26 protein-coding genes are annotated in these 21,784 nt (G+C 48.4%); 18 read left to right on the top strand and 8 right to left on the bottom strand.

From position 1 onward, the window contains the following. Positions 1-200: 200 nt before the first annotated feature. Entirely contained in the window at positions 201-986 is a 786-nt protein-coding gene (locus tag C2U68_RS07695; RefSeq protein ID WP_140911900.1) for a GGDEF domain-containing protein, read from the top strand. Between the two features lie 494 nt (positions 987-1,480). Here C2U68_RS07695 and C2U68_RS07700 read toward each other — a convergent pair whose 3' ends face one another. Then, complete coding sequence (locus tag C2U68_RS07700) at positions 1,481-1,774, bottom strand: hypothetical protein (protein ID WP_140911901.1); 294 nt, start codon at positions 1,772-1,774, stop codon at positions 1,481-1,483. Positions 1,775-1,943: 169 nt separating this feature from the next. On the opposite strand from C2U68_RS07700, the gene C2U68_RS21150 reads away from it, so the two are divergent. The 13 genes from C2U68_RS21150 (at position 1,944) to C2U68_RS07760 (ending at position 12,249) form a co-directional block, all read left to right on the top strand. Continuing rightward, entirely contained in the window at positions 1,944-2,240 is a 297-nt protein-coding gene (locus C2U68_RS21150; RefSeq protein ID WP_186289535.1) for a transposase, read from the top strand. Between the two features lie 145 nt (positions 2,241-2,385). Beyond that, a complete protein-coding gene (locus C2U68_RS21155) occupies positions 2,386-2,607 on the top strand; it encodes an IS3 family transposase (protein WP_186289536.1) in 222 nt (73 codons plus the stop codon). 185 nt (positions 2,608-2,792) lie between these two features. Continuing rightward, entirely contained in the window at positions 2,793-3,188 is a 396-nt protein-coding gene (locus C2U68_RS07710) for a hypothetical protein (RefSeq protein ID WP_140911902.1), read from the top strand. 12 nt (positions 3,189-3,200) lie between these two features. After that, complete coding sequence (locus C2U68_RS07715; RefSeq protein ID WP_140911903.1) at positions 3,201-3,728, top strand: hypothetical protein; 528 nt, start codon at positions 3,201-3,203, stop codon at positions 3,726-3,728. A 36-nt stretch (positions 3,729-3,764) separates the two neighbouring features. Beyond that, positions 3,765-4,901 carry an ABC transporter permease gene (locus C2U68_RS07720; protein ID WP_140911904.1) on the top strand — a complete coding sequence of 379 codons (1,137 nt, stop codon included), beginning with the start codon at positions 3,765-3,767 and terminating at the stop codon, positions 4,899-4,901. A gap of 1 nt (position 4,902) precedes the next feature. After that, positions 4,903-5,604: an ABC transporter ATP-binding protein gene (locus tag C2U68_RS07725; protein ID WP_140911905.1), complete on the top strand. Its 702-nt coding sequence runs from the start codon at positions 4,903-4,905 to the stop codon at positions 5,602-5,604. Continuing rightward, positions 5,601-6,689 (top strand): HlyD family secretion protein, encoded by a 1,089-nt coding sequence (locus tag C2U68_RS07730; protein WP_140911906.1) that lies wholly within the window; start codon positions 5,601-5,603, stop codon positions 6,687-6,689. Before C2U68_RS07725 ends, C2U68_RS07730 begins: the two co-directional genes overlap by 4 nt. Beyond that, positions 6,686-8,212, top strand: a complete 1,527-nt coding sequence (locus C2U68_RS07735; protein ID WP_140911907.1) for an efflux transporter outer membrane subunit — start codon at positions 6,686-6,688, stop codon at positions 8,210-8,212. Before C2U68_RS07730 ends, C2U68_RS07735 begins: the two co-directional genes overlap by 4 nt. Continuing rightward, entirely contained in the window at positions 8,205-9,143 is a 939-nt protein-coding gene (locus C2U68_RS07740; protein WP_140911908.1) for a YfdX family protein, read from the top strand. The genes C2U68_RS07735 and C2U68_RS07740 overlap by 8 nt, the downstream gene beginning before the upstream one ends. 112 nt (positions 9,144-9,255) lie before the next feature. Further along, entirely contained in the window at positions 9,256-9,474 is a 219-nt protein-coding gene (locus C2U68_RS07745) for a hypothetical protein (RefSeq protein ID WP_140911909.1), read from the top strand. Between the two features lie 228 nt (positions 9,475-9,702). Then, on the top strand, positions 9,703-9,924 hold the full coding sequence (locus C2U68_RS07750) for a hypothetical protein (RefSeq protein ID WP_140911910.1): 222 nt from the start codon (positions 9,703-9,705) through the stop codon (positions 9,922-9,924). Positions 9,925-10,142: 218 nt separating this feature from the next. Further along, the gene (locus C2U68_RS07755) at positions 10,143-11,084 is read left to right on the top strand and encodes a PIG-L deacetylase family protein (protein ID WP_186289537.1); all 942 of its coding nucleotides are present in this window, start codon (positions 10,143-10,145) and stop codon (positions 11,082-11,084) included. 25 nt (positions 11,085-11,109) lie between these two features. Beyond that, a complete protein-coding gene (locus C2U68_RS07760; protein WP_186289538.1) occupies positions 11,110-12,249 on the top strand; it encodes an acyltransferase in 1,140 nt (379 codons plus the stop codon). A gap of 293 nt (positions 12,250-12,542) precedes the next feature. Here the strand turns inward: C2U68_RS07760 and C2U68_RS07765 are convergent, their stop codons facing one another. Next, positions 12,543-12,842: a hypothetical protein gene (locus C2U68_RS07765; RefSeq protein WP_140911913.1), complete on the bottom strand. Its 300-nt coding sequence runs from the start codon at positions 12,840-12,842 to the stop codon at positions 12,543-12,545. 30 nt (positions 12,843-12,872) lie between these two features. After that, entirely contained in the window at positions 12,873-13,529 is a 657-nt protein-coding gene (locus C2U68_RS07770) for an SOS response-associated peptidase (protein ID WP_140911914.1), read from the bottom strand. Between the two features lie 138 nt (positions 13,530-13,667). On the opposite strand from C2U68_RS07770, the gene C2U68_RS07775 reads away from it, so the two are divergent. After that, positions 13,668-14,102: a LexA family transcriptional regulator gene (locus tag C2U68_RS07775; protein WP_260839267.1), complete on the top strand. Its 435-nt coding sequence runs from the start codon at positions 13,668-13,670 to the stop codon at positions 14,100-14,102. Further along, entirely contained in the window at positions 14,099-15,400 is a 1,302-nt protein-coding gene (locus tag C2U68_RS07780; protein ID WP_140911915.1) for a Y-family DNA polymerase, read from the top strand. The genes C2U68_RS07775 and C2U68_RS07780 overlap by 4 nt, the downstream gene beginning before the upstream one ends. Before the next feature lie 120 nt (positions 15,401-15,520). On the opposite strand, the gene C2U68_RS07785 is transcribed toward C2U68_RS07780, so the two are convergent. Then, positions 15,521-16,045, bottom strand: a complete 525-nt coding sequence (locus tag C2U68_RS07785) for a DUF6933 domain-containing protein (RefSeq protein WP_064023767.1) — start codon at positions 16,043-16,045, stop codon at positions 15,521-15,523. Beyond that, positions 16,045-16,671, bottom strand: coding sequence for a plasmid pRiA4b ORF-3 family protein (locus C2U68_RS07790; RefSeq protein ID WP_064023766.1), 627 nt, complete (start codon positions 16,669-16,671; stop codon positions 16,045-16,047). The genes C2U68_RS07785 and C2U68_RS07790 overlap by 1 nt, the downstream gene beginning before the upstream one ends. A gap of 136 nt (positions 16,672-16,807) precedes the next feature. On the opposite strand from C2U68_RS07790, the gene C2U68_RS07795 reads away from it, so the two are divergent. Then, positions 16,808-17,317 (top strand): DUF1993 family protein, encoded by a 510-nt coding sequence (locus C2U68_RS07795; protein ID WP_064023765.1) that lies wholly within the window; start codon positions 16,808-16,810, stop codon positions 17,315-17,317. Between the two features lie 381 nt (positions 17,318-17,698). Continuing rightward, entirely contained in the window at positions 17,699-18,703 is a 1,005-nt protein-coding gene (locus C2U68_RS07800) for a retropepsin-like aspartic protease (RefSeq protein ID WP_140911916.1), read from the top strand. A 223-nt stretch (positions 18,704-18,926) separates the two neighbouring features. Here the strand turns inward: C2U68_RS07800 and C2U68_RS07805 are convergent, their stop codons facing one another. From C2U68_RS07805 to C2U68_RS07815, 3 genes are all read right to left on the bottom strand, one after another. Next, positions 18,927-19,703 (bottom strand): RES family NAD+ phosphorylase, encoded by a 777-nt coding sequence (locus tag C2U68_RS07805; protein ID WP_140911917.1) that lies wholly within the window; start codon positions 19,701-19,703, stop codon positions 18,927-18,929. A gap of 21 nt (positions 19,704-19,724) precedes the next feature. Next, positions 19,725-20,531 (bottom strand): hypothetical protein, encoded by an 807-nt coding sequence (locus tag C2U68_RS07810; protein WP_186289539.1) that lies wholly within the window; start codon positions 20,529-20,531, stop codon positions 19,725-19,727. 398 nt (positions 20,532-20,929) lie between these two features. Further along, positions 20,930-21,553: a hypothetical protein gene (locus tag C2U68_RS07815; protein WP_140911919.1), complete on the bottom strand. Its 624-nt coding sequence runs from the start codon at positions 21,551-21,553 to the stop codon at positions 20,930-20,932. Positions 21,554-21,784 lie beyond the last annotated feature (231 nt).

The raw sequence follows: 21,784 nt of genomic DNA on the forward strand, positions 1-21,784 counted from the left end.
TCACCGGTCTTTACTCTGCACAATGCTAAATGAAGGGGTTCGGAGTTGATGATTTAGCTTAAAAAGCGCATTTTTTCTGAAATGTCTTAATATATCAACTACAACAAATAAAACGTCAAACACACAATGTGGATTCCTGATAAGACAATAGATAAACGGCAAAAAAATGGTCATTCGTTACAGCTACGATTATCTTAATAATGATCGGTTTTTTAGATGGATTTACTGGAACTGAAGTTCGTCTTACACCAATATATTTTGTGCCAGTTATATTAGCCGGAATTAGCTTGAACCAAGTCAATGCCTATATATTTGCCATAGGTTGTTCCGTTGTATGGGGAATTTCTAATTTTCATGGTGGTCTTCGTTTCAGTTCTGAATGGATTTGGGTATGGAACTTAACTATTCAAGCGGTTGCATTCGTTATCGTATTGGAATTAGTGCGTCAATTACAAAACGAAAGAATTAAAGCTCATGAAATGTCAATGACTGACACCTTGACTGGAATCCCCAACGCTCGCGGGTTTTACGAACAATCACATTCGTTGGTATCTTTCTGTCATAGGCAGCAAATGCCCATCGTGTTGGCTTATATTGATCTAGACAACTTTAAGACTGTAAATGATAAGGAAGGACATCAGCGTGGAAATGACATTCTTAAAATTATCGCCCAAATAATGAAGTCAACATTTAGGGCTAGCGATGTAATTTCAAGGCTTGGTGGAGACGAGTTTGCAGTAATTTTGCCCAATACTGAGGTATCTGAGGCTCACGAGGTTCTTGAAAGATTTAGAGTAACAACTATGAAAGAAATGAATATCGCAGGAAATAGCGTCAGTACAAGCATAGGTGCTATAGCCTACAGTAACTCTCCGTTAGACCTAGAGGCGATGATCAAGACTGCAGATCAAATTATGTACGATGTAAAACACACAGGAAAGAATCAGGTTTCCATAAAGAAATTCTATGTAAATGACAGTGCTTAATTTCTCCTTTTAAGAACGCTATTACGTATTTAGCTGACAGTCACATAAGTAAGTTTCATAGGCTGCTTAGCAGGTTGGTGAAAAACTCTTTTTTGCCTTTGAATGACTTTATATTTAGTGACGATGAGGCTATTTTTCCACTAAATGCTGGTTCGATTGAGCAAAATTAGTGTCTGAAATATGGTTTTTCACCAACCTGTTAGGGTCGTGATGCGACCAACTGCTCCTCAGATTCATCGACGGAAAGCGGTCATTGGATTCCGATACCTGAAAGCTGCCGTTTGCCACAGTGTTCATTGCCTCTATGCGGTGTATAGCCGGTCAATAAACTTTTTAAACCAAAGCGGTTTGAACAGGAAAATATATAAAAATACCAATGCAGATACCGGGAAAGGGCTAAAGTCAAGGGTCATCATGACCAGGATGACCAATAGCCATTTCATCTTCCACAGTAATGATGGGCGTTTCATTACAACAACATCGCATTCATAGCGTTAGTTGAAGTGATAGAACTGGTCATTTAGATAACGACCAACCTCGTCAATGTCAGCCCTTTTCCAGTCTAAAGCTAAAGTATGCTGCCACCGGGTTACTTCGGCAACCAGGCTTTTCCAATCGGTTGCCAATGTTTTGTTTCGCCAATGAACTTGCTGAGTATGGCATTCCCGGCAATGGTTTTCATAAAGCATGGCGCCCCTGTTGCTAACCAACTCCGTTTTATCATCTGAAAACGCTAGATCAGCCAAGGATAAAAAGAAGAGCAGCCCAATCAAGTATCGTCGAATCATTTCAATCTCCAGTTTAGATTTGGCCGCTAGTAGTCAACACCTTCAAATTGCAACACAAAATACCTTCCAATATTTCAAGCAAGTTATTTTAATTCCTCGACGTGTAGTGGTCTAATAAAACTGGACACCGGAATAGGTTGATAAACTATCAAACCTCAAGGTGGACACAATGAAACGAGAAAGGCGAAGTTTTGATGCGGAGTTCAAGCTGCAAGTGGTCAAGATGATTCAAGACCAGGGGCTGACGTTCGGGCAGGTTTGTCAGGATTTCAAGCTGGGTGAGACGGCGGTGCGTCGCTGGCTGAAGCAGGTGCAGGCGGAGCAATCCGGCCAACCGGGCATCGGCAAGCCGTTAACCCCTGACCAGCAGCGGATTCGGCAACTGGAACAGGAAAATCGGCAACTGCGGGCGGATAACGAATTGCTAAAAAAGGTTTCGGCCTTCTTTGCCAAGGAACTGCGCTGAAGCACCAAGTGCTTCGCCAGTTAACGGAGGAGAAGGCCGTGACGGTACAGCAGGGTTGCCAATTGCTGGTGTCAGTCGTTCAGGGCTTTATGCGGCCCGGCAACGAGCTCGGCAGCCTCAAGGCCATTGCGACACGCGGGTTCGGTTGCGTCATCTGTTCGACGCGACGGGCCAATGCTATGGCAGCCGTCGCCTGCGCAAAGAGCTGGCGGCGGCAGGTATCGAGATCGGCCGGTACCGCGTGCGCCGCCTGATGAAGGAACTTCAGCTCAAGCCGATCTGGAAACCCAAGTTCGTCCATACCACCGACAGTAACCGTGTCTTCTTTGTCCATGCCAATCGGACGATAAAAGTTCAAACTTTATAGGGCCCTATCTGTAATCGACAATTGCTCAGTGCGAGTATCGACGTGAATTAGTATTTAACGTATAAAAATTGAGTGAATACCTTGAACGGAGTAATCATTTTCATGTCTACCGGATCGAATTGCGTGTAGCTTACTGAATCAAAGTTTCGTAACCCTTGCTAAATCTGGAATAAACGGAGGAAGTTATGAAAACGCCAGCCCTATCCACATTTATCCTACTGATCGGAATATTAAGCAGTAGCGCCGTTTTCGGCCGGGGACATGGCGGCGGTTTTGGTCACTACGGTGGTGGAGGCGGTCATTATGGCCATGGTGGCGGCATCTACTTCGGGTTGGGTTATCCCTACTATGGATATTATGGCTACGGTTACCCCTATTATTATCCACCGGCATATTATCCCCCCGCCGTGGTGACCGTCCCCAGCAGTCCGCCGGTATATATCCAGCAGCAACCGGCACCAAGCAATCAAGCCGATACCTCGGGCTATTGGCATTATTGCGGTAACCCGGAAGGTTATTACCCTTACGTGCAGGAATGTCCCGGTGGCTGGCAATTGGTCGAGCCCACGCCGCCGCGTTAAAGGAGAATTGATATGTCATATTTAGTCAGGTTAATGCCGGTTTCACTGTTGGCCTTGGCCGCCGGCTGCGCCAGCTTACCCAACGGTCCCAGCGTCATGGTTTTGCCGGGAAGTGGGCTATCGTTCGAACAATTTCGTGCCGACGACGCACTTTGCCAACAATACGCTTATGGCCAAATCGGCGGCACTTCACCCAATCAGGCCGCGGTCGCTAGTGGCGTCTCCACGGCCGCAGTCGGGACTGCGGTGGGCGCTGCGGCGGGAGCAACCATCGCTGGCGGTGGTGGCGCCGCAGTTGGCGCCGGGGCCGGCCTGGCCGCCGGCAGTATGGTAGGTGCGGACGCTGCCAGCAGTTCCCGATACGGCACGCAACAGCGTTTTGACGTCGCCTACATTCAATGCATGTACGCTAAAGGCCATCAAGTTCCGGTTTCCGGGCAGTTTTCCAACCCGGCGCCGCAACCGACCGTGATCAAACCCAATGCTGCCGCGATTCCACCTCCCCCCCCTGGTTCACCACCCCCGCCGCCACCTCGTTAAGCCCTGAGTGCTGAGGCGAGGAAGAGCTGGACCGATATGAAAGGCATACTGAAGATTGCATTTAAATTGTTGGTCAACGACAAGAGCAAATTTGCAGCCTTGTTGATCGGCATCACCTTCGCCGTGTTTCTGATGGTGCAGATGACCTCCATCTTCGCCGGAGTGTTGAAAAACGCCTCCGCCACGGTGATCAACATTGGGGCCAAAATCTGGGTGATGGATCCGGCGGTCACCACGGTGGCCAGCAGCATTCCGATGCCGGATTACGTGCTAGATGCGGTGCGCAGCATCGACGGCGTCAAATTTGCGGTGCCGTTGTTTTCCGGCGGTGCCACGGTCAAACTGCGTAGCGGCGCTTACCAGGCCGTTACGGTTCTGGGCCTGGACGATACCAGTTTGTTCGGAAGACCGGAATTGTTGGAAGGGCAGATCGAAGATGTGTTTGCGGAAAACGGCTTTATCGTCGTCAAGGACGTGGAATTTCAGAAGCTGGAGAATCCGGTGATCGGCACTGAGTTCGAACTGAACCAGCATCGCGGCGTCATCGTCGGCATCGCCAAGGTGGCATCCAACGGCTTGTTCGGAACGCCGACCCTTTACACCACCTACAACCGCGCCATTCAATATATTCCTTCCGCCCGCTTCACCATGTCCTATGTGCTGGTCGAGCCCAAGACCGTCCAGGGCGTCGAGGTGATCAAACAGTCCGTTACGCAAATGGGCTATCGGGCTGTAACCAGCGACGAGTTTCGCGACAGTATTTCGACCTATTACAAATACAAAACCGGCCTGGGCACCAATATCCTGTTCATGACGGTGATTAGCTTCGTGGTGGGGCTGTCGATTTCCGGCCAAACCTTTTATACCTTCATCCTGGAAAATCTCGACAAATTCGGCGCTTTGAAAGCCATCGGCGCCAAAAGCCATGAACTGATTGCGATGATCGTGTTTCAGGCCGGATTCACCGCCTTGACCGGTTATGGCCTCGGGGTGGGGTTATGCGCGCTGATGATTGCGCTGGCCAAGCTGCGGCTACCCAACTACGCCAGCCTAATCACCTACAGCAACCTGGGCGTCGCCTTTGTCATGGTGCTGATCATCGCCGTGATTTCCAGTTATATTGGCGTGCGCAAGGTGTTGAAGATCGAACCCTTCGACGTGTTCCGGGGTTGAGATGTCGAGGATCGCGATTAGCGCCCGACAATTGGTGAAAACCTTCGGCGAGGGCGATGCCAAAACGTATGCAGTCCGGGGCGTCGATTTTGATACCTGTTTTGGCGAGATTTTTTTTCTGGTTGGCCCGTCGGGAAGCGGCAAAACCACTTTGTTGAGCATGATTTCCGGCATTCTGAAACCCGATAGCGGTAGCGTCTCGATCGACAACACCGAGATCTGGAATCTGGAAAAAGACCACTTGGCGGACTTTCGCCTGAATCGCATCGGTTTCGTATTTCAGGATTATCACCTGTTTCCACGCCTGACCACCGTGGAAAACGTTGCCATTCCGTTGATTCTGAAACGGTGGGATTGGGATCAAGCCATCGCCGAAGCAATGGCTTATCTGGAGGTCGTCGGCCTCAAATCGCGCGCCGATCTACCGCCGTTCAAACTCAGTGGTGGCGAGCAACAACGGGTCGCTATCGCTCGCGCCATGGTCAGCCAGCCGGATCTTCTGATCTTCGACGAACCGACCGCATCGCTGGATGGCGATTCCGGCCGAAAAATCATGGCTTTTATCAAGAGTCAGATCGTCAGCGACCAACGCTGTATTTTAGTGGTGACGCACGACAACCGGATTTTCGAGTACGCGGATCGCATCATGCAAATGGAAGACGGCCGGGTTACTGCCATTGATGCCAATGGGGCTCTCAGATGAACAATAAAATAATCTTTATCCTCTCTGCCATCGGCGTTTCGGTAGGCCTGGCCAGCGCTTATTGGTATGGCAGCGAGAAGAAAACGCCGCCGCCGGTGTTCAATCCGGCGCCAAATCCTTATGCCAAGGGCATTTACGCCAACGGTATCGTCGAAAGTTTTCAACTCAACGGCGAAAACGTCAGCCTCTATCCCGAGGTTAACGGCGTCGTTAGCCAGATTCTGGTCAGCGAAGGGCAATCCGTGAACAAAGGCGATCCCTTGCTGATCTTGAACGATGCCGTGCAAAAAGCCACCACCGAACAACTCAAGGCGCAGGCCGACGCCGCCCTCGTGGTGCTGGAAGAACTCAAGGCCCAACCGCGCAAGGAAGTTCTGGCCGTGACCAAGGCGCAAATGCAGGCCGCCGAGGCTGGTTTGAACAGCGCCAGGGTGCAAATGGAAAAACAGCAAAAGTCTTTCGATTTGAACCCGCAATCGGTCAGCCGCGATGTACTTGATAACGCCATCAACGCCGCCAAGGTGGCGCAAGCCAACTTCGACGTGGCGCGCAACCAGTACGAACTGACCAAGGCCGGCGCCTGGATGTACGACATTGAAAATCAGGACCAGCAACACCAAACCCTGTATCAATCCTATCTGGCCGCCAATGCCTTGCTGGCCAAATACACCATCAAAGCTCCCACCGACGGCGTGGTGCTATCGATCAAGGCAGCGGTCGGCAGTTACGTCTCGCCGCAAGGGATTTACGGGGCTTACACCCAGGACTCGAATAATCCGGTATTGATCATGGGTGCGACGCAAAATCAGCTGGCGGTCCGTTGCTATATCGACGAAATTTTGATTCCCAAATTGCCCAGCCCGGAACGCATGACCGCGAAAATGTTCATTCGCGGCACCAATACCAGCATTCCGCTGGAGTTCGTCCGGATTCAGCCCTACGTTTCGCCGAAAGTCCAGTTGTCGGACCAGCGCAGTGAACGGGTCGATGTGAGGGTGTTGCCGGTGATCTTCCGCTTCGACAAAAGCCCTGACATGGCGGTTTACCCGGGGCAACTGGTCGATGTCTATGTGGGGGAAAAATGAAGGCTCGCTACGGCTTGCCCCTGTTGTTGCTAATTGGCGGTTGCATGTTGGGGCCGGATTTCGAACGGCCGCAGCCGCCTGACGTTGCCGGTTATCTGGCCGGTGAGAATCCGGCGAGCACGATTGCCGCCGGCGGCGTGGCGCAACGATTTGAGCTGGGTAGCGGGTTAGCCGGCGATTGGTGGCAATTGTTCAAGTCTGCGAAACTCGACGGCATTGTCGAAGCGGCGATTGCCAATAATCTCAGTTTGCAGGCCGCGGAAGCCAATTTACGCCAAAGTCAGGCAACGTTGCAGGCCGGACACGGCATCTTCTATCCGCAACTGGACGCCAGCTTTTCTCCCAGTCGGCAAAAGTTTTCGTCGGCACGATTTGGCGGCTCACAGCCGGGAACTATCTTCAACCTGTTCACCATTTCCTCGACGGTCAGTTATACGCTGGACGTATTTGGCGGCGAGCGCCGCAGTGTGGAAAGTCTGGAGGCGCAGAAGGAGTTACAACGCTATACCGCGCTGGCGACCTATCTGAGCCTGACCGGCAATATCGTCAACACGGTGATTGCCAGCGCTGCTTATCAGGCCGAAATCGAAGCCACCCAACAACTCATCGAGTTGTTGCACAAGCAAATCGCCGTCGCCGAAGCCCAAGTCAGCGCTGGCATCAGCCCCTATCTGAATCTGTTGAGTCTACGTACCCAATTGGCCAGCGTTGAAGCGAGTTTGGCGCCGCTAAAGCAAAAGCGCAGTCAAACTGAGCATTTGCAAGCCAGTCTTTCCGGTGTGCCGCCAGGCAATTGGAACGCACCGGATATCAAACTGGAAGACTTGACGTTGCCTGCCGACATTCCACTTAGTTTGCCTTCGGAACTGGTACGGCAACGTCCGGACATTTTGTCCGCCGAAGCGCAACTACACAGCGACAGTGCCAAAATCGGCGTTGCGACGGCGTCGTTGTTTCCGACCATCAGTCTCAGCGGTTCCTATGGCTACAATAATCATTCGCTGGCGGAATTATTTATCAGCAACGGCAACATGTGGGCGATGGCCGCCAACTTTGCACAACCCTTGTTCCACGGCGGCACGCTGTGGTTCAACCGCAAGGCCGCCATCGAGGCCTATCAGGGGGCGCTGGCCAACTACAAGCAGACCATCATTACTGCCTTCGCGCAAGTGGCAGATGTCTTGAATGCCTTGCAACACGACGCTGAAACACAGGTCGCGCAAGCTGAAGCGGTCAGCAACGCCGAAGCCTTGATGCGCCTGATCGACGCCAATTACCAGGCCGGTTTGGTCAATTATCTGCAAGTGCTTACCGTGAATAGCCAATACCAACAAGCCAGGATTGCCTATCTGCAAAGTTTGGGGCAACGCCTGCAGGATACCGTGGCGTTGTTTTTGGCTCTGGGCGGCGGTTGGCAGCATGGTGCAATTCATATTCAGGATATGGAAACGGATCAGGCAATACTTGAGGATCGTGCGATGAACACTCAAACCGCCAAACCTTTGGAGAACGGTCATGAATAAAATTTTCAACAAAATCCCGGTTGTAATGTTGGTGCTGACAGTCTGCATGAGTACCGTTAACGCTGACGCCAGCATCAAGCCTGGAGCAACAGCGTCACCGGTCGATAGATTGTCGACCGCTATCAAGCATAAAACCATCCAGGAAAAAACGCCGCCGATCGCGCCTGAAGCCTTAGAAATAAAGACTTACATAGAAAAGGCCATCATTGCTTTGAATAATCAAACCCCGGAAAACGCCAGTTCTATTTTGCGGGCGGTCAGCAGCAAACTCGAAGCGATCAAAACCAAAAATCCAGACCTGGCTTTGTTGCCGGTTCGTGTTGACGTCAAGGTGCTGGATTTCGATGGTTCCAGCGCGGAAATCAAACAGACCATCAATAGAGTGGAAAACTTGCTTAAACAAAACCGGCTGCAAGATGCCAGACGATTCATGGCGGTTATGGCGAGCGAAATTCGCGTTGATACCCTCAGCATTCCACTGGATAGCTTTGCCGCCGAGGTTAAACAGGTTTTACCGTTGATCGAATCCGGAAAAATCGATCAGGCCGCGGCTGATCTCAATCAGGCGCTGGATACTTTGGTAGTTTCGACCGAGGTGATTCCGTTGCCACTGCTGCGGGCCGAGGAGTTATTGACCGTTGCCGCCCAACTGGAACACAGGGATGATTTAACAAAAGAAATGAACCGGGAACAGATAGAACAATTCACCGATGCCGCGAAAAACCAATTGGAACTGGCTCAGCTGTTGGGTTACGGCGACAAGGATAACTACAAAGCGCTTTATAAAGAAATTGATTCGATTCGTAAGGTATTATTTTCAGAGAAATCAGCGGCGGCCTGGCAAACAATGAAGGATACCTTCGCGGATTTGAAGTATGAATTAAAAGATCTATACCAGACCGAGGTGCATTCCGGGCTGACCAGGAAATAAAGACCGATCGAATCCAAATCATTCCAATCAAAGAATTTAAAAAATCATTCATAGATTGAATGTCGCATTGGTTTATTAGATGCCACAAAATCAACTCTAGGGAGTTCCGATCATGAAATCACCGATCGCCATGTTTTTTTCGGCTTTTATTTTATCGGGCTGCGTCGTGGCGCCACCTCCTGTCGTGCAAGTGGCGCCAGTTCCCGCTGGAGTGACTTACATCGGGCCGAACTATCCATTACCGGGGCCGGGTTATGCCTGGCAATACCATCCGCAGAATGGTTGGGGCTGGTTCCATCCCCGTTTTGGGTGGCATCGTGGCTGGAGATGATTGTTTGCATTCTTTCATTCAAATGGGGATCAGAAGTTATGCATATCAATGATTTACGCATTTCCACGCGTCGTAGTGGACAAAGTCGTCGTGTTGCGGACTGGAGGATAACCACTTGTCCGTTTGGATCGCTTGAATGGCAGGAAAATATCAAAAGGGAACCTCTAAAAATTCAAATTTCCGACTTTTCCGCAGATGTAAGTCATTGGAATTACTTGAAATGATTCTTTGAAAAATCAATTTTTAGATGTCCCCAAAATGCATTATCTGGCTTGGTCAGCATCGGATCGCCGGCAGACGGATAGGCGAGATCACGATAGGCGCGAATTTGACCGGCGTCAGCAACAGACGATCGAACATACTTACGCTCAAAGCAAACATCCAAAACTGGTGCTGACTCGAGAAGAAAAAATGCTGATCGAAGACCTGTTTCTTTGCGACTTCGAATAACCGATTTATTATCCAGTTGGTTTGCAGTAAGGACAAAATATCTATGAAAACCGGTTTATTCCTGTTGAGTTGCAAGCGTATCGATAAGACGGAGTCACCCAGGCTTTTTCAGTCTAGGATTTCTTAACTTTCACTAAAAATCGGCTATGCAATTTAGTTTTGTTATTTGGTTTTGCATGTTGCTCTCAATGTCCCGGGCATGGGCACAGGAGCAGCCATTGGAAGTCGGCCGGGGCGAGCGCTTGTTAGTGCTCGCCCCGCATCCAGACGACGAGGCGTTGAGCTCGGCCGGATTGATTCAGCGGGTATTTGCCAATGGCGGTTCGATTCGAGTCGCGGTTGTTACCTCAGGCGATGCTTACGTCGATGCGGTGAAAATGGACACCGGCAAAAAGAAGTTGTCGCCGGGGGATTATCTGGCGTTTGGCGAAAAGCGCTTGGAGGAGTCGCGTCGGGCGGCGCAAATTTTGGGCAAAGGTTTCCTTCACCTGGATCTACTGGGTTTTTCTGACGGTGCCCTTTACGACTCATTGGTTTCGCACTGGCGACGCACTAGCCCTTTTCGCTCGAATTTTACTGGCTTTGATCACGTACCCTATCGCGACAGTACAGACTGGGGTTATGCCCAAGATGGTAAGGACTTGCTGAATGAACTGGTCGCAATATTGAAAGAAACTCAACCGACGATCATCAGTTTTCCGGATGTAATGGAAGACGACTCCGATCATGCCGGCTTGGGGATGTTTGCTTTATTGGCCGTACATGAATGGTTGGAACAATCACCCACCGTGCGAATCCATCCCAAATTGTTGGCTTATTTGGTGCATTGGCCGCATTGGCCCAAAGGTTCGGACTGGGGAATCGCTCAAGACTGGACTAACGAGCCGATGCATCTGCCGGAAAACTTGCCGCTGCGGGGACACAAAAGGGTTTGTCTCGGCTTAACCAAACGGGAAATTGGCGTCAAGCACGATGCCATTGCGCAATACGCCACTCAACAGCGCATCATGGCGGATTTTCTGTCGTCGTTCGTGCGCAGCAGTGAGTGCTTTACTCAGCTGGCGCCTAATAACACCAATCGGATAGAGGCCGTGGTTGAACATTGGCAGCATGCCCGCAAAGTGTTTAACAACCACCCGTTGGACCGGCGCAAAATTTAGATTTTGGATCTCAGAGCTGATTGCCGTGACTCACAAACATCATGTCGCTTATTTAGACAGCATGCGCGGATTGGCCGCAATGGCCGTCATCAGTGAACATTACGTGATTGCGTATGGTCTGCCGTGCCAGGCACAACGTTGTCAGCAAATTTTAGACACGCCTCCCTTCAACTTTTGGTGGGATGGTGGCGCAGCGGTATCGATGTTTTTTGTGTTGAGCGGCATGGTGTTGTCTTTGAAATACTTTCGTTCAGGCCTTCACCCCGATTTGACGCATTTCAATTTGCTGAATTACATCTTGGCGCGCCTTTCTCGACTTTGGCCGCCTTACTTGGCGGTGTTGGCGCTTAGCGGGTTGCTCTATCTCAAAGCGAGCGATATTCCGTTTGATTCGATAATACTGCCCGCGAACGCATGGTTAACCGAGATGTGGAGGGCCAATCCATTGACCCCACAACAAATGATTAGCGAAGCGATGTTGTTAAAAATGCCGGATAACATCATCTTGTTGCCTCAGGCTTGGACTTTGACTATTGAGTTAGTGTTATCCTTGCTGCTGCCATTGGGCTTGCTTTTAGCCGAGCGGGGTATTGTATGGTTACTGTTTTTCTCTGGATTAGCAGTAACCTTGCTGGGCGTATCGCCCTTTCTGTGGCATTTTCTGATTGGTCTAATGATTGCTAAACACTATACCGCGCTTACAGGCTATTTGGGCATGAAACGCTGGCGACGCTGGTTGGTTTTACTGATAGCGATCGTTTTTTATACATCAGGTGGGCTATTCCAACATTTGGACATCAGGGAAAGCATTGTCTGGGCAAGCTCAGGGTTTGGGGCTGCGTTGATCCTTTTATTTGCGTCAAGCTCCGAAAACACGCAAGCAGTTCTAACACATCCCATCCTTAGGCAGATTGGCAGGGTGTCATACAGCGCCTATTTGATTCACATGCTGATCTTGCTATGTGTTACTCCGCGAATCTTGCATTGGTTGGAGCCAATACTGGTTGGCCATTTGGCATTATGGTTGGGCGGTTATCTGATGTCTGTGATAGTGATTCTGGGGCTTTCGGTGATTGGATACTATTTCTTGGAAATTCCCAGCATTTCATTGGGGCGCCGTATAACCAACTTCAAGGATTGGTTGAAGACCAATACGGTTTTTTGATACCAATCCTTTCGGTAGTCATTTTCGGATTGGATTTTGCCTCCCTTTTAATAAAGCCAATTAACAGTTCTCGATTGACCGGTTTATGTCATCTTATGATCGTCCGGGAGCTAACTGAGTATGACTGCCGTTGGATGCGGTCGTCAAAGACTGCTTTGTAGACTCCCGTTTCAAAAATCTGGATTTGGCCGACTGGCGGCTCTGGAGAAACACGACAGGCAAAAATGGGTCGGTTTTGCTCGTTCGTTTCTGTCAGAGCAAGTTCGGCCAATTTGAGCCCTTAGGTAGGATGGCTAAAGAACGTTCCTCACCTGCGGAAGGAAGTTGTAGAGGTCGGACTTGCGGTGTCTTTCAGCATCGAAAATATCGATGGCAGTATTCATCGGAACGATGTTTTTTAATACCAGATTAGATAAAACAGAACGCAAGGCTAAAAGTTTCACCAATCGCTCATCCTCAGGATGCGCTTTAGCTAAATTTTCGTTTTTGGTCTCCAAGGAAGGATCGAGACAAAAGTATTTTGGTTTGTCTTCAGGCCAAAGCTTTTCATCACCCTCTGCAAAGGCCACACTGGAAAAGATCCACAGTGCCAACTGTGATTGACGCCAAGATTGCGCGTTAGCCTAAATCGGGGCAATACAACGCCCATCATCATGCCGTGGATTATTGACCCAATCGCCAATCGGTGTCGCAACCATGTTGGAGTAGGCGGGGTCATTGAGCAACCGATAGGCATCAGCCGCATCCGCAGCTTTGTTGAGCCAGTCGTGATAATGCTCAGGCGCAATGATTATCGGCATCCGCTCATGAATCGGTTGCATCAATGCGTTGGCAGCGGTGGTGATGATGGTGCAGGAATACAGGGTTTCGGTTTCGGCCTGCCACTGTTCCCAAAGTCCGGCAAAGGCGAAGGGCTGGCGATCATCGCGGTGGATGTGGAAAGCTTGTTTGCCGTTACGGCGTTCCCATTCGTAAAACCCGTCTGCGGGTATCAAGCAGCGTCGATGTTTAAACGCACTGCGAAACGAGGGCTTTTCCCGTAGGGTTTCCAGGCGGGCATTGATCAAGTGCGAACTGTTTTTACTGTCTTTCGCCCAGGACGGCACCAATCCCCAGAACAGATTCACCGCCTTGCGTGAGCCATCATCGAGTTCGACGATGTTCAAAATCTTCCGGCTCGGCGCGATGTTGTAGCTGGGCTGGAATCGAATCGGCCTCAACACCTGGAAATGCTCGGCCAGCGTTGCCCCGTCAGTGGTCAGGCTGTAGCGACCGCACATGGCTGGCACCCTAATAAAGAACAAATGTAGAACAAATGCATTTTCGACGGTAGACTATGCAGCCCTAGAAGTTGCCATGGAGCGATGATGTCGAATCTGCCGTTACAGTTCAAGTTGAAGCATCGTGCGTTTGCTGGATTGAATCTGGACCACCCTGCCATCTTGACGCCCAAGTGGCCACTGTCTGCATGCCGCTTGCCATTATTCGCCAGCAAAGTCTCGGCGGGCTTTCCGTCGCCGGCAGCGGATTATGTCGACAAAACCCTTGATCTGAACGAACTGCTGGTGCAAAAACCGGCAGCCACTTTTTTTGTCCGTGCTCAAGGCGATTCAATGTTGGGGGCCGGCATCCATCCCAACGACATTCTGGTGGTGGATCGCTCGATAGAGCCGGTTTCAGGCAAAATCGTGATCTGCGCGTTGAATGGCGAGCTGACGGTTAAACGCTTGGTATTGGAAGACGAGCAATGGAAACTCCGTGCTGAAAATCCGGCCTATCCCGATTTCCCACTCCACGACGAGCTGGAACTGGTGGTTTGGGGTGTGGTCACCAACGTCATTCATGCCGTGTGACGGAGATCGTTACCCAGTCAGCCAAGCTGATCGGCCTGGTCGATTGCAACAATTTTTACGTCAGCTGTGAACGGGTGTTTCGGCCAGACCTGATCGGTAAGCCGGTGGCCGTACTCAGCAACAATGACGGCTGCATTGTCGCCCGCAGCAATGAAGTCAAAGCGCTGGGCATCAAAATGGGCGTGCCGCTGTTTCAGGTGCGGCAGTTGGTGGATCAACATCAGATCCAGCTATTCTCGTCCAATTACACGCTGTATGCCGATATGTCGGCACGGGTGATGTCGATTCTGGAAACCTTCGCGCCGACAGTGGAAGTCTATTCCATCGACGAAGCCTTTCTCGATTTCACCGATCTGTATCCTTGTCGCCGAGACCCGATCGCTTATGCCAATCAGATTAAACAAGCCGTGCAGCGTCAGGTCGGGATTCCAGTCTGCGTCGGCCTGGGTCCGACTAAGACCTTGGCCAAACTCGCCAACTTTGCCGCCAAAAAATGGCCGCAAACCCGCGGGATACTGAATCTGTCCGATCCGCTCAGACGGGAAAAACTGATGAAGATCGTGCCGGTCGATGAAGTGTGGGGCATTGGTCGCCGGCTATCCAAGCAGCTTGATCAGCTGGGCATAAGCACGGTTTGGGATTTAGCCCGACAATCGCCGCAGAAAATGCAGCAGCAATTCAGCATCGTCATGGCACGAACTATCATGGAGCTGAATGGCATTGCCTGTCTGGACCTGGAAGAAATTGCCTCCGACAAGCAGCAAATCGTTTGCTCGCGCAGTTTCAGCCGCAAACTGACCACGCTGCAAGAACTCAGTCCGGCGATGGCCGAATTTGCTTGCCGTGCCACCGAAAAACTCCGCCAGCAACACTCGGTGACTGGCTGCGTCACCGTCTTTATCCGCACAAATCCTTTCTCCGAACACGAACCGCAATACCAGCGTGCCGCCAGTCAAAAACTCCAATTCCCCAGCCAGGACAGCCGCATCATTACCGGTATCGTCCAACAACTGCTCAAGGAAATTTATCGCCCCGGCTATAGCTATCAAAAATGCGGGGTACAGCTCAGCCAGATTCAACCGCAAACCGCGCCGGAACAATTTGATTTATTCGGCAACAACCAAACCCAGGAAAGCCCTCAGCTGATGCAAGCCGTAGATCAAATCAATCGCCGGTTTCCCAAAGGCATTGCTATTGCCAGTACCAAAATCGACCAGACCTGGAAGCCTAAGGCGGAGAGGATTTCACAGCGCTATACGACGAATTGGCGGGATTTAGCTACGGTGAATTGCCGCTAGCAAATCAATTTAACCTGAATGGGTGATACTGTATTGCCAACTCCCCGCTATAAGGTGTTTGATCGAACTGTATACCCGCGCGACGTTCAAAGCGGCTAAGAGGTCGCGGCTCGGACTGATTCACCACTGATGTTGCGGACGCTCTAGGCCGAACAAATCATGAACTTCGTTGATGGCGCTGGAGGAAATCATGCCCATAACGACGCGATTCATTTTTTTGATAATTTCCGGCAAACGGGGGCTGTGAATGCCTTCATCTTCCAGGTGGCACAGGTAGAAAAAAGCCAGCTCGTTTAACGAGCCCAGCACTCGTCTGCTGTTGGTGTTGGCAAACCTGACTTCGGCAAAGTCGGTCATCAGATTTTGAATAAAGGTCTGCTCGAAACCTTCCGCGGCCAATACGCAATGCAGATAGGATTTAAACAGTTGGATCAGTTGGGTAGCGTCAAGCTGGGGTACATCGGCAATCAAGAAATTGAAAAGCGTTTGGTCGTTGGCTACCAACAGACAGGGGCGACCGTCGATCTCGATTAGATTGAGGTGCCACGAGCAGAAATTAGAGGTTTCGACACTCGCATCGACCAGGTCGGTTTTTTTCAGCTTGAGTGCAGTTTGCAGCTTTTTGGTACAGCGTAAAACCAGCATTATTTGCCGCCCCAACGGTTAAACAAGATACGCATGATCGCTGCGTTGGCCAATCGCCGGTCAAATCTCTCAGGGTCGAAATCGCCGTCTGCCCATTCGAGCAAATGGGCGGCTTCTTCAGAATTCGGTTCCTCCTGCAGGACTTCCAGAAAATCGGCATAACCCTCCGGGCCGCCGACATCTTCCGGAGGACCAGAGCGTGCGCCATCCAATACCCAGGCGCCGCCTTTGGGATCGTTGTCTAAGTCGTTGCGAATCTCCTCGACGGTCACCAGGTGTTCCCAGTTATCACCCAAATCGTAGCGATAGAGCATAGTGTCACCGGTAGCCAGCAAGCGATTCAAATAGGCTTTGCGCTCGTCCAGCATATCGAGCTCATCGCCTGGGTCCGGCAGGGCATAAATCTTGTCTCGAATTTTAAACTGATGCAGGTGATAGTCGCTCCAGCCAAAGGCGGCCTGAATAAAGTGGTGTAACTTCGCCAAACTGATACGGCCATCGACTTCCAACCTTCGCCAGATCGGTGGGCGAATTTCATTAGGCCTAAGCTCGATATGCAGCGTGTACAAGCATGGTTGACTGGTACTGTTGGTGTGTTTCTTACGAACGGGCTTTTGCTCGACCATGTCGAATCTCGATATATTAATGCGCTGTAGTTTAACCCTACGGCAACCGAATTCGAATCGACAATATTGATCGCGCGTTTTGATAAAGCGGCTTACACTACCCACACGACTGATTCACCCGTGCAGGAGTTATCAGATGTCTTTATCCATGTTTGCCATTTCGGTTCCGCCCCTCGTCCGCAGTCTGACGCAATTACGATCCATTCTGGAAAAAGCGACTGATTTCGCAGAGACCAAAAGGTTTGATCCGTCGGTATTGGTCAACGCACGCCTATATCCCGACATGTACCCGTTGAAGCGTCAGGTGCAAATTGCTAGTGACGTTTCCAAGGGTGCTGTTTCCCGTTTAGCCGGACAGGAGCCTCCGAAGTTCGACGATGTTGAAAACTCGTTTGCCGAGTTGATCGAGCGAGTTGATAAAACATTGGCGCATATCAACTCGTTTACCGCTGAACAAATCGATGGATCGGAAGCCACGACGATTTTGCTGCCCTTGCATGACCGTACATTGACCTTTACCGGCTTAACCTACGTGACACACTTCGTGCTACCCAATGTATATTTTCACGTGACTACTACTTACGCCATTCTGCGGCACAATGGGTTGGAAATCGGCAAGAAGGATTACCTGGGTGAGTTCGGTTGATTGTGAATTAATTAGAAAGCTGACATCCATTTTGTTTGGCTGACGGTGACATTTCGACCCCATTTCTGCCGGTTGATATTCTACATTGCGGCCAGTCTGGGAAATCCAGATTTTGGAAACTGGCGGACTGCAAAGCAGCCGCTGGCGACCTCAACCAACCGGCCAAAAGGCGACAGACGCAACAAAAGCGCCAACGACAAATGTCCATCCCAAAGCAGGCGTAGGGCGTGGTGAGTTTACGAACCGCACTTATCTTGAACGATACATTACCTCATCCACAGACTTTAAACACTCTCATAATTAATTAAAACCATATAAAATGGGTTTAATTCTTGACTAGCAACCACCTCACCCGTTAGTACAACCAAAATCATAAAAGACATGAGAAGGATTAAAATAATTCTACTAGTTTTAATTTTATTTAATACTGGATGTTCATCACTAAAAAAATTAACTCCAGAGATGGAAACATCTTATTTTGAAACATTTGCTAGAGGTGAAATTAGGTTAGACTGTAACTTAAGCTGTGCCGGTTTGTGGGGGAGAAATCGGAGTACAGAAAAAAGTTTATATGATTCTGCAAAGTGGAAAGAATTAGCACTATTAGTAACCAAAGTGGGACATAACTCAGATCAAGCCTATTTTTATCTAGGCCGTTCAGCAGAAGGCCTCGGAATGCCAGATATTGCCCTCATCTATTACAAATTAGCCGCAGAATCAAGAACCCCGTGTAACGGCATAATTAATAACTGTGATGGTTTATCATTTCCCCAAGATATTCGGGTGCGCGTAAGCTCAATTTTATCGGCAAAAAAAAATCAAGAAACAACCCCAATAATTCCTGCTGGAGCTGAAACAGTTGTTAGCGATAAAGAACCAATTTCAGATAAAAAAACAGATGAATACAATGAAGTTGCTATAGCTAAATCAGGTGGTGTTTATACAATTCCTGTGTTAATAAACGAAGTCCTAACTATGAGCTTCATTATTGATAGCGGAGCTGCCGATGTATCAATGTCCCCTGATGTTGTATTGACACTTATAAAAACAAAAACTGTTTCTAAAAATGATTGGCTTCCAGGTCAAAAATATAAATTAGCTGATGGTTCTGTCACACAAAGCAATAGGTTTGTAATTCGCACTTTGAAAATCGGAACTCGAACTTTGAAAAATATTCCTTGTAGCATTTCAAGTTCAATTGATGCTCCATTGCTTCTAGGGCAAAGCGCGTTGGAAGAATTGGGTAACTTCAGTTTCGATTATGACTCTGGACTTGTTCGGTTTAAAGAAAAATCGGAAAATGAGACAAGGTGCAAAACCAATTTAGACTGTGGAAAAGGTTTAAAATGTCGAAGTAAAAAAAATGGCGGCACAGAATGTCGATAGAAAATTAGAATGCCTAATTGTTAGGAATAATCTTGTGTTTTATGGGGCAAGCTCAGATTCGATAAAGTTGTGTTAAGAACCATAACATTACATAGCTATCAGACGGAACCGAAATGCCAACAATGAATGTCTTGCCCGAAGCAGACGTAACACTTTTAATACTCGTAAACGATGCTGCGTGAGTTGTTTATCGGTATATAAGGACTTGATGACCCTTCCAGATTTAACCTAAATTAATTGATCGTACTTCTTCAAATTCAAAATTTAAATCCTTAACCTCAAATACATAGCGTTTCAATAGCTCAGTATCCTGTGCATTAAATAGCGCAATATTACAACCCTTGCCAAGTCTACTTTTATATGCTATTCCATCATAACCACAGCTTTTAAATACTTCAGCGATTACTTGTGTCGGTGCGTACTGAGCTTTGTCTTCGTTTGGGTTTACTGGAATAGAAAACGCTTTATCTATATCCGTCCACACTGCTTTTTCACGTTCAGCTTCGTCTGGCTCATACCAGCCTGTATCTATATTGTAAAAAATCTGGTCTTCAGAAGCGTGATTCATCGAGCAATCAACAATATTTAATGATCGGATTATCTTAAACTTACCGACTGAGATTTTTGTTCCTATATTTGGGCGACATTCACTCATAGCTGTTTCCCGATCAGTTGCGAGGTACAAATATGGAATACCCTTAGGATTAACTCTTCCTTCCGTCGCTAAGTTTGAGCGAGGATACATGCGTACTGGTAGATATGGTTCCGACTCTATGCTGATTGGATTGTCATCATCGTCGTAAATAACTCTTGCTTCATTTTCAGCTCCAATTTGAGCACGCCATAAGATTTTACCTTCTAAAAGCTTTGCAATCCTATATTTGCTTGTATCAATAATCTCATCAATAAAGCTCATGGTTTCATCATCGTAAACAAATCTAGTTTTAGAGTATATTTTTTCTCTAAATTGCCTAAAGCTTTGCCAAGACTTAAATGACATTTATTGCGCCTAGTTTGATAATTAAAAAATATTACTATGATGTTTCAGGCGATACAAACCAATTATCCCAAATCCAAACAACCATATTGAGCTAGGCAATGGCACTGTCACCAGAAGATTACCAGGACTTACTGCCCACACATAGAGTTCTGAAATGTTTTTATATGTGTCACGCTGACCACCATCAACTGTATTTAGATACCAAGAAACATCAGACCAAGTTGTCTCCGTAGACCAATATGCTTTCGCTTGCACATTTACAAACGGATCAATATCTCTCTGCTGACCCGCACTCAGAATTCCATTGCCAAAAATGCCACCTGTACCAAAAACAGCACCTGCACTCAAATGCAATTCGTCGTAATATAAATGTCCCAAATAACTGTCGGTTTGATAATAATCGTTTCTAAATTGGTATGTGCCGTCACTTGAGATAGTAATAGGTAAAATCCACTGACTCGAACCAGCATAGTTGACAGTATTCAGATAATTCACAAAAGCTTGAGCACCAAACCAACTTACATAGCCACCGGGCGCAAAATCACCAAAAGAAACGGTATGGCTACCACTCAAAGGCGGCGAGTCAAACTGATTTGGCAAGGAGTTGACAACAGGACTTTTTGCGATTATTTCATTAACAACAAAGTCGTAGCCTCGGTTAGTCTGCATTGTATTCAATAGGTTCGCATCACTTGTCCATGTAATATTTGTATCGACGTCATAAACGACATTTATTCCACTGGAAGTTCCGGCTATTAATGCTGCCTGAGCTGGTAAAATATTAAAACTTAGTATTAAGCTGGTTACCATAAATATTTTGATCCACATTTCCTTCTCCATTTAAAAAAATTAATCCGTTTCGCACAAAATTATGGACGCAGACTGCGTAAGGCTATGCGAGCCAAAGCAGGTGCATTGACATAATCAGGCTTCGTTGCACACAAATTGTTTTCAAACTCCAGAATTATCGGTTTTAAAGCTGGATTTTATTATCTTTGAAGCCAGCTTACTTCAGCAAATCCAGAATCGGCTTATATCAACTTGCGGACATTGGCAAAGCCAGAGCGACTGTCGCCTTAGGGTCGCCTTGTGACTGCCAGCTATTCAGATTGATCGGTCGAAAGCCGTCATTGAATTCCATTACCCGGAGGTTCCCTTTAGCGAAATTCCTAGCCTAGAATGCAAAAAGCCATTTTTTCCAAAGATATCGGAATTAACACTCCGAATCATTTTGGCGTGATTGAGATCGATATTTTCTCGAATTGGACCGGTAGCTTTTTACCCACTTCCTTACCAAGTTCAATAACAAGAAGTGGAATGTTGGGAAATCGATTCCGAAATCGGTTGATTGAGTATTCCGTGCAAGTCGAACAACAATTGATCTCCGTTACTAAGGTGACAGAAGCGAGGTCGTCAGGGCGCTTTACGTGTTGCGAATGCCAAATAGCTCGTTCGCGCTGACTTTCGAGAACCGATTTATAGAAAGTGTTTATAGGGAGATTACCGCTAAATGCATTCTGGCGGATGCCGGGAGTTGCAAAGAGATAATTGAGCAGCTTCGGTTCGGTATGGAACTGCGCCATTCCATCGCAGCCAAAAAACTCTGTTTTCGGCATGAAAGCATACAAATTCGGTATCAAGTTCAATCCGAGCCTGATCGATTCTGGCATTGCGCTGTCATTAGAATATGCTGTAAGCACATATATGGTATTGTCTTTGAAACGTATTAGCGCTAGGCAGATGTTATGTCCCTCGGCGTCATAATTGACTTTATAGCTCAACGCGCGATTTAACTCGGCGCGTTTCAAAGCAATTGCCATCTCGGCATCTTTTCGACCCCATTCCGCCATTGCCAATTTTCCCCGTCCAAATTTCCGCTACTCTAGCATTATTGTCTCTGGTGCCGTTGACTTTGGCAAAATAAAGATGGTATGACCTTACAGGTGGAGGGAGTGCTTAAAATCATGGGCGACCTCTTCAAACAAAAAACCTGTTTATCACAAGCCTGATCCTCAAACCCGCTGGCAAAGTGCATTTTAAAAGCATTTAGCCAGCGGGTTTTAATTTGCGTTTTGTGCACA

It is taken from the genome of Methylomonas koyamae, from assembly GCF_006483455.1.
Classification (GTDB): Bacteria; Pseudomonadota; Gammaproteobacteria; order Methylococcales; family Methylomonadaceae; genus Methylomonas; species Methylomonas koyamae_B.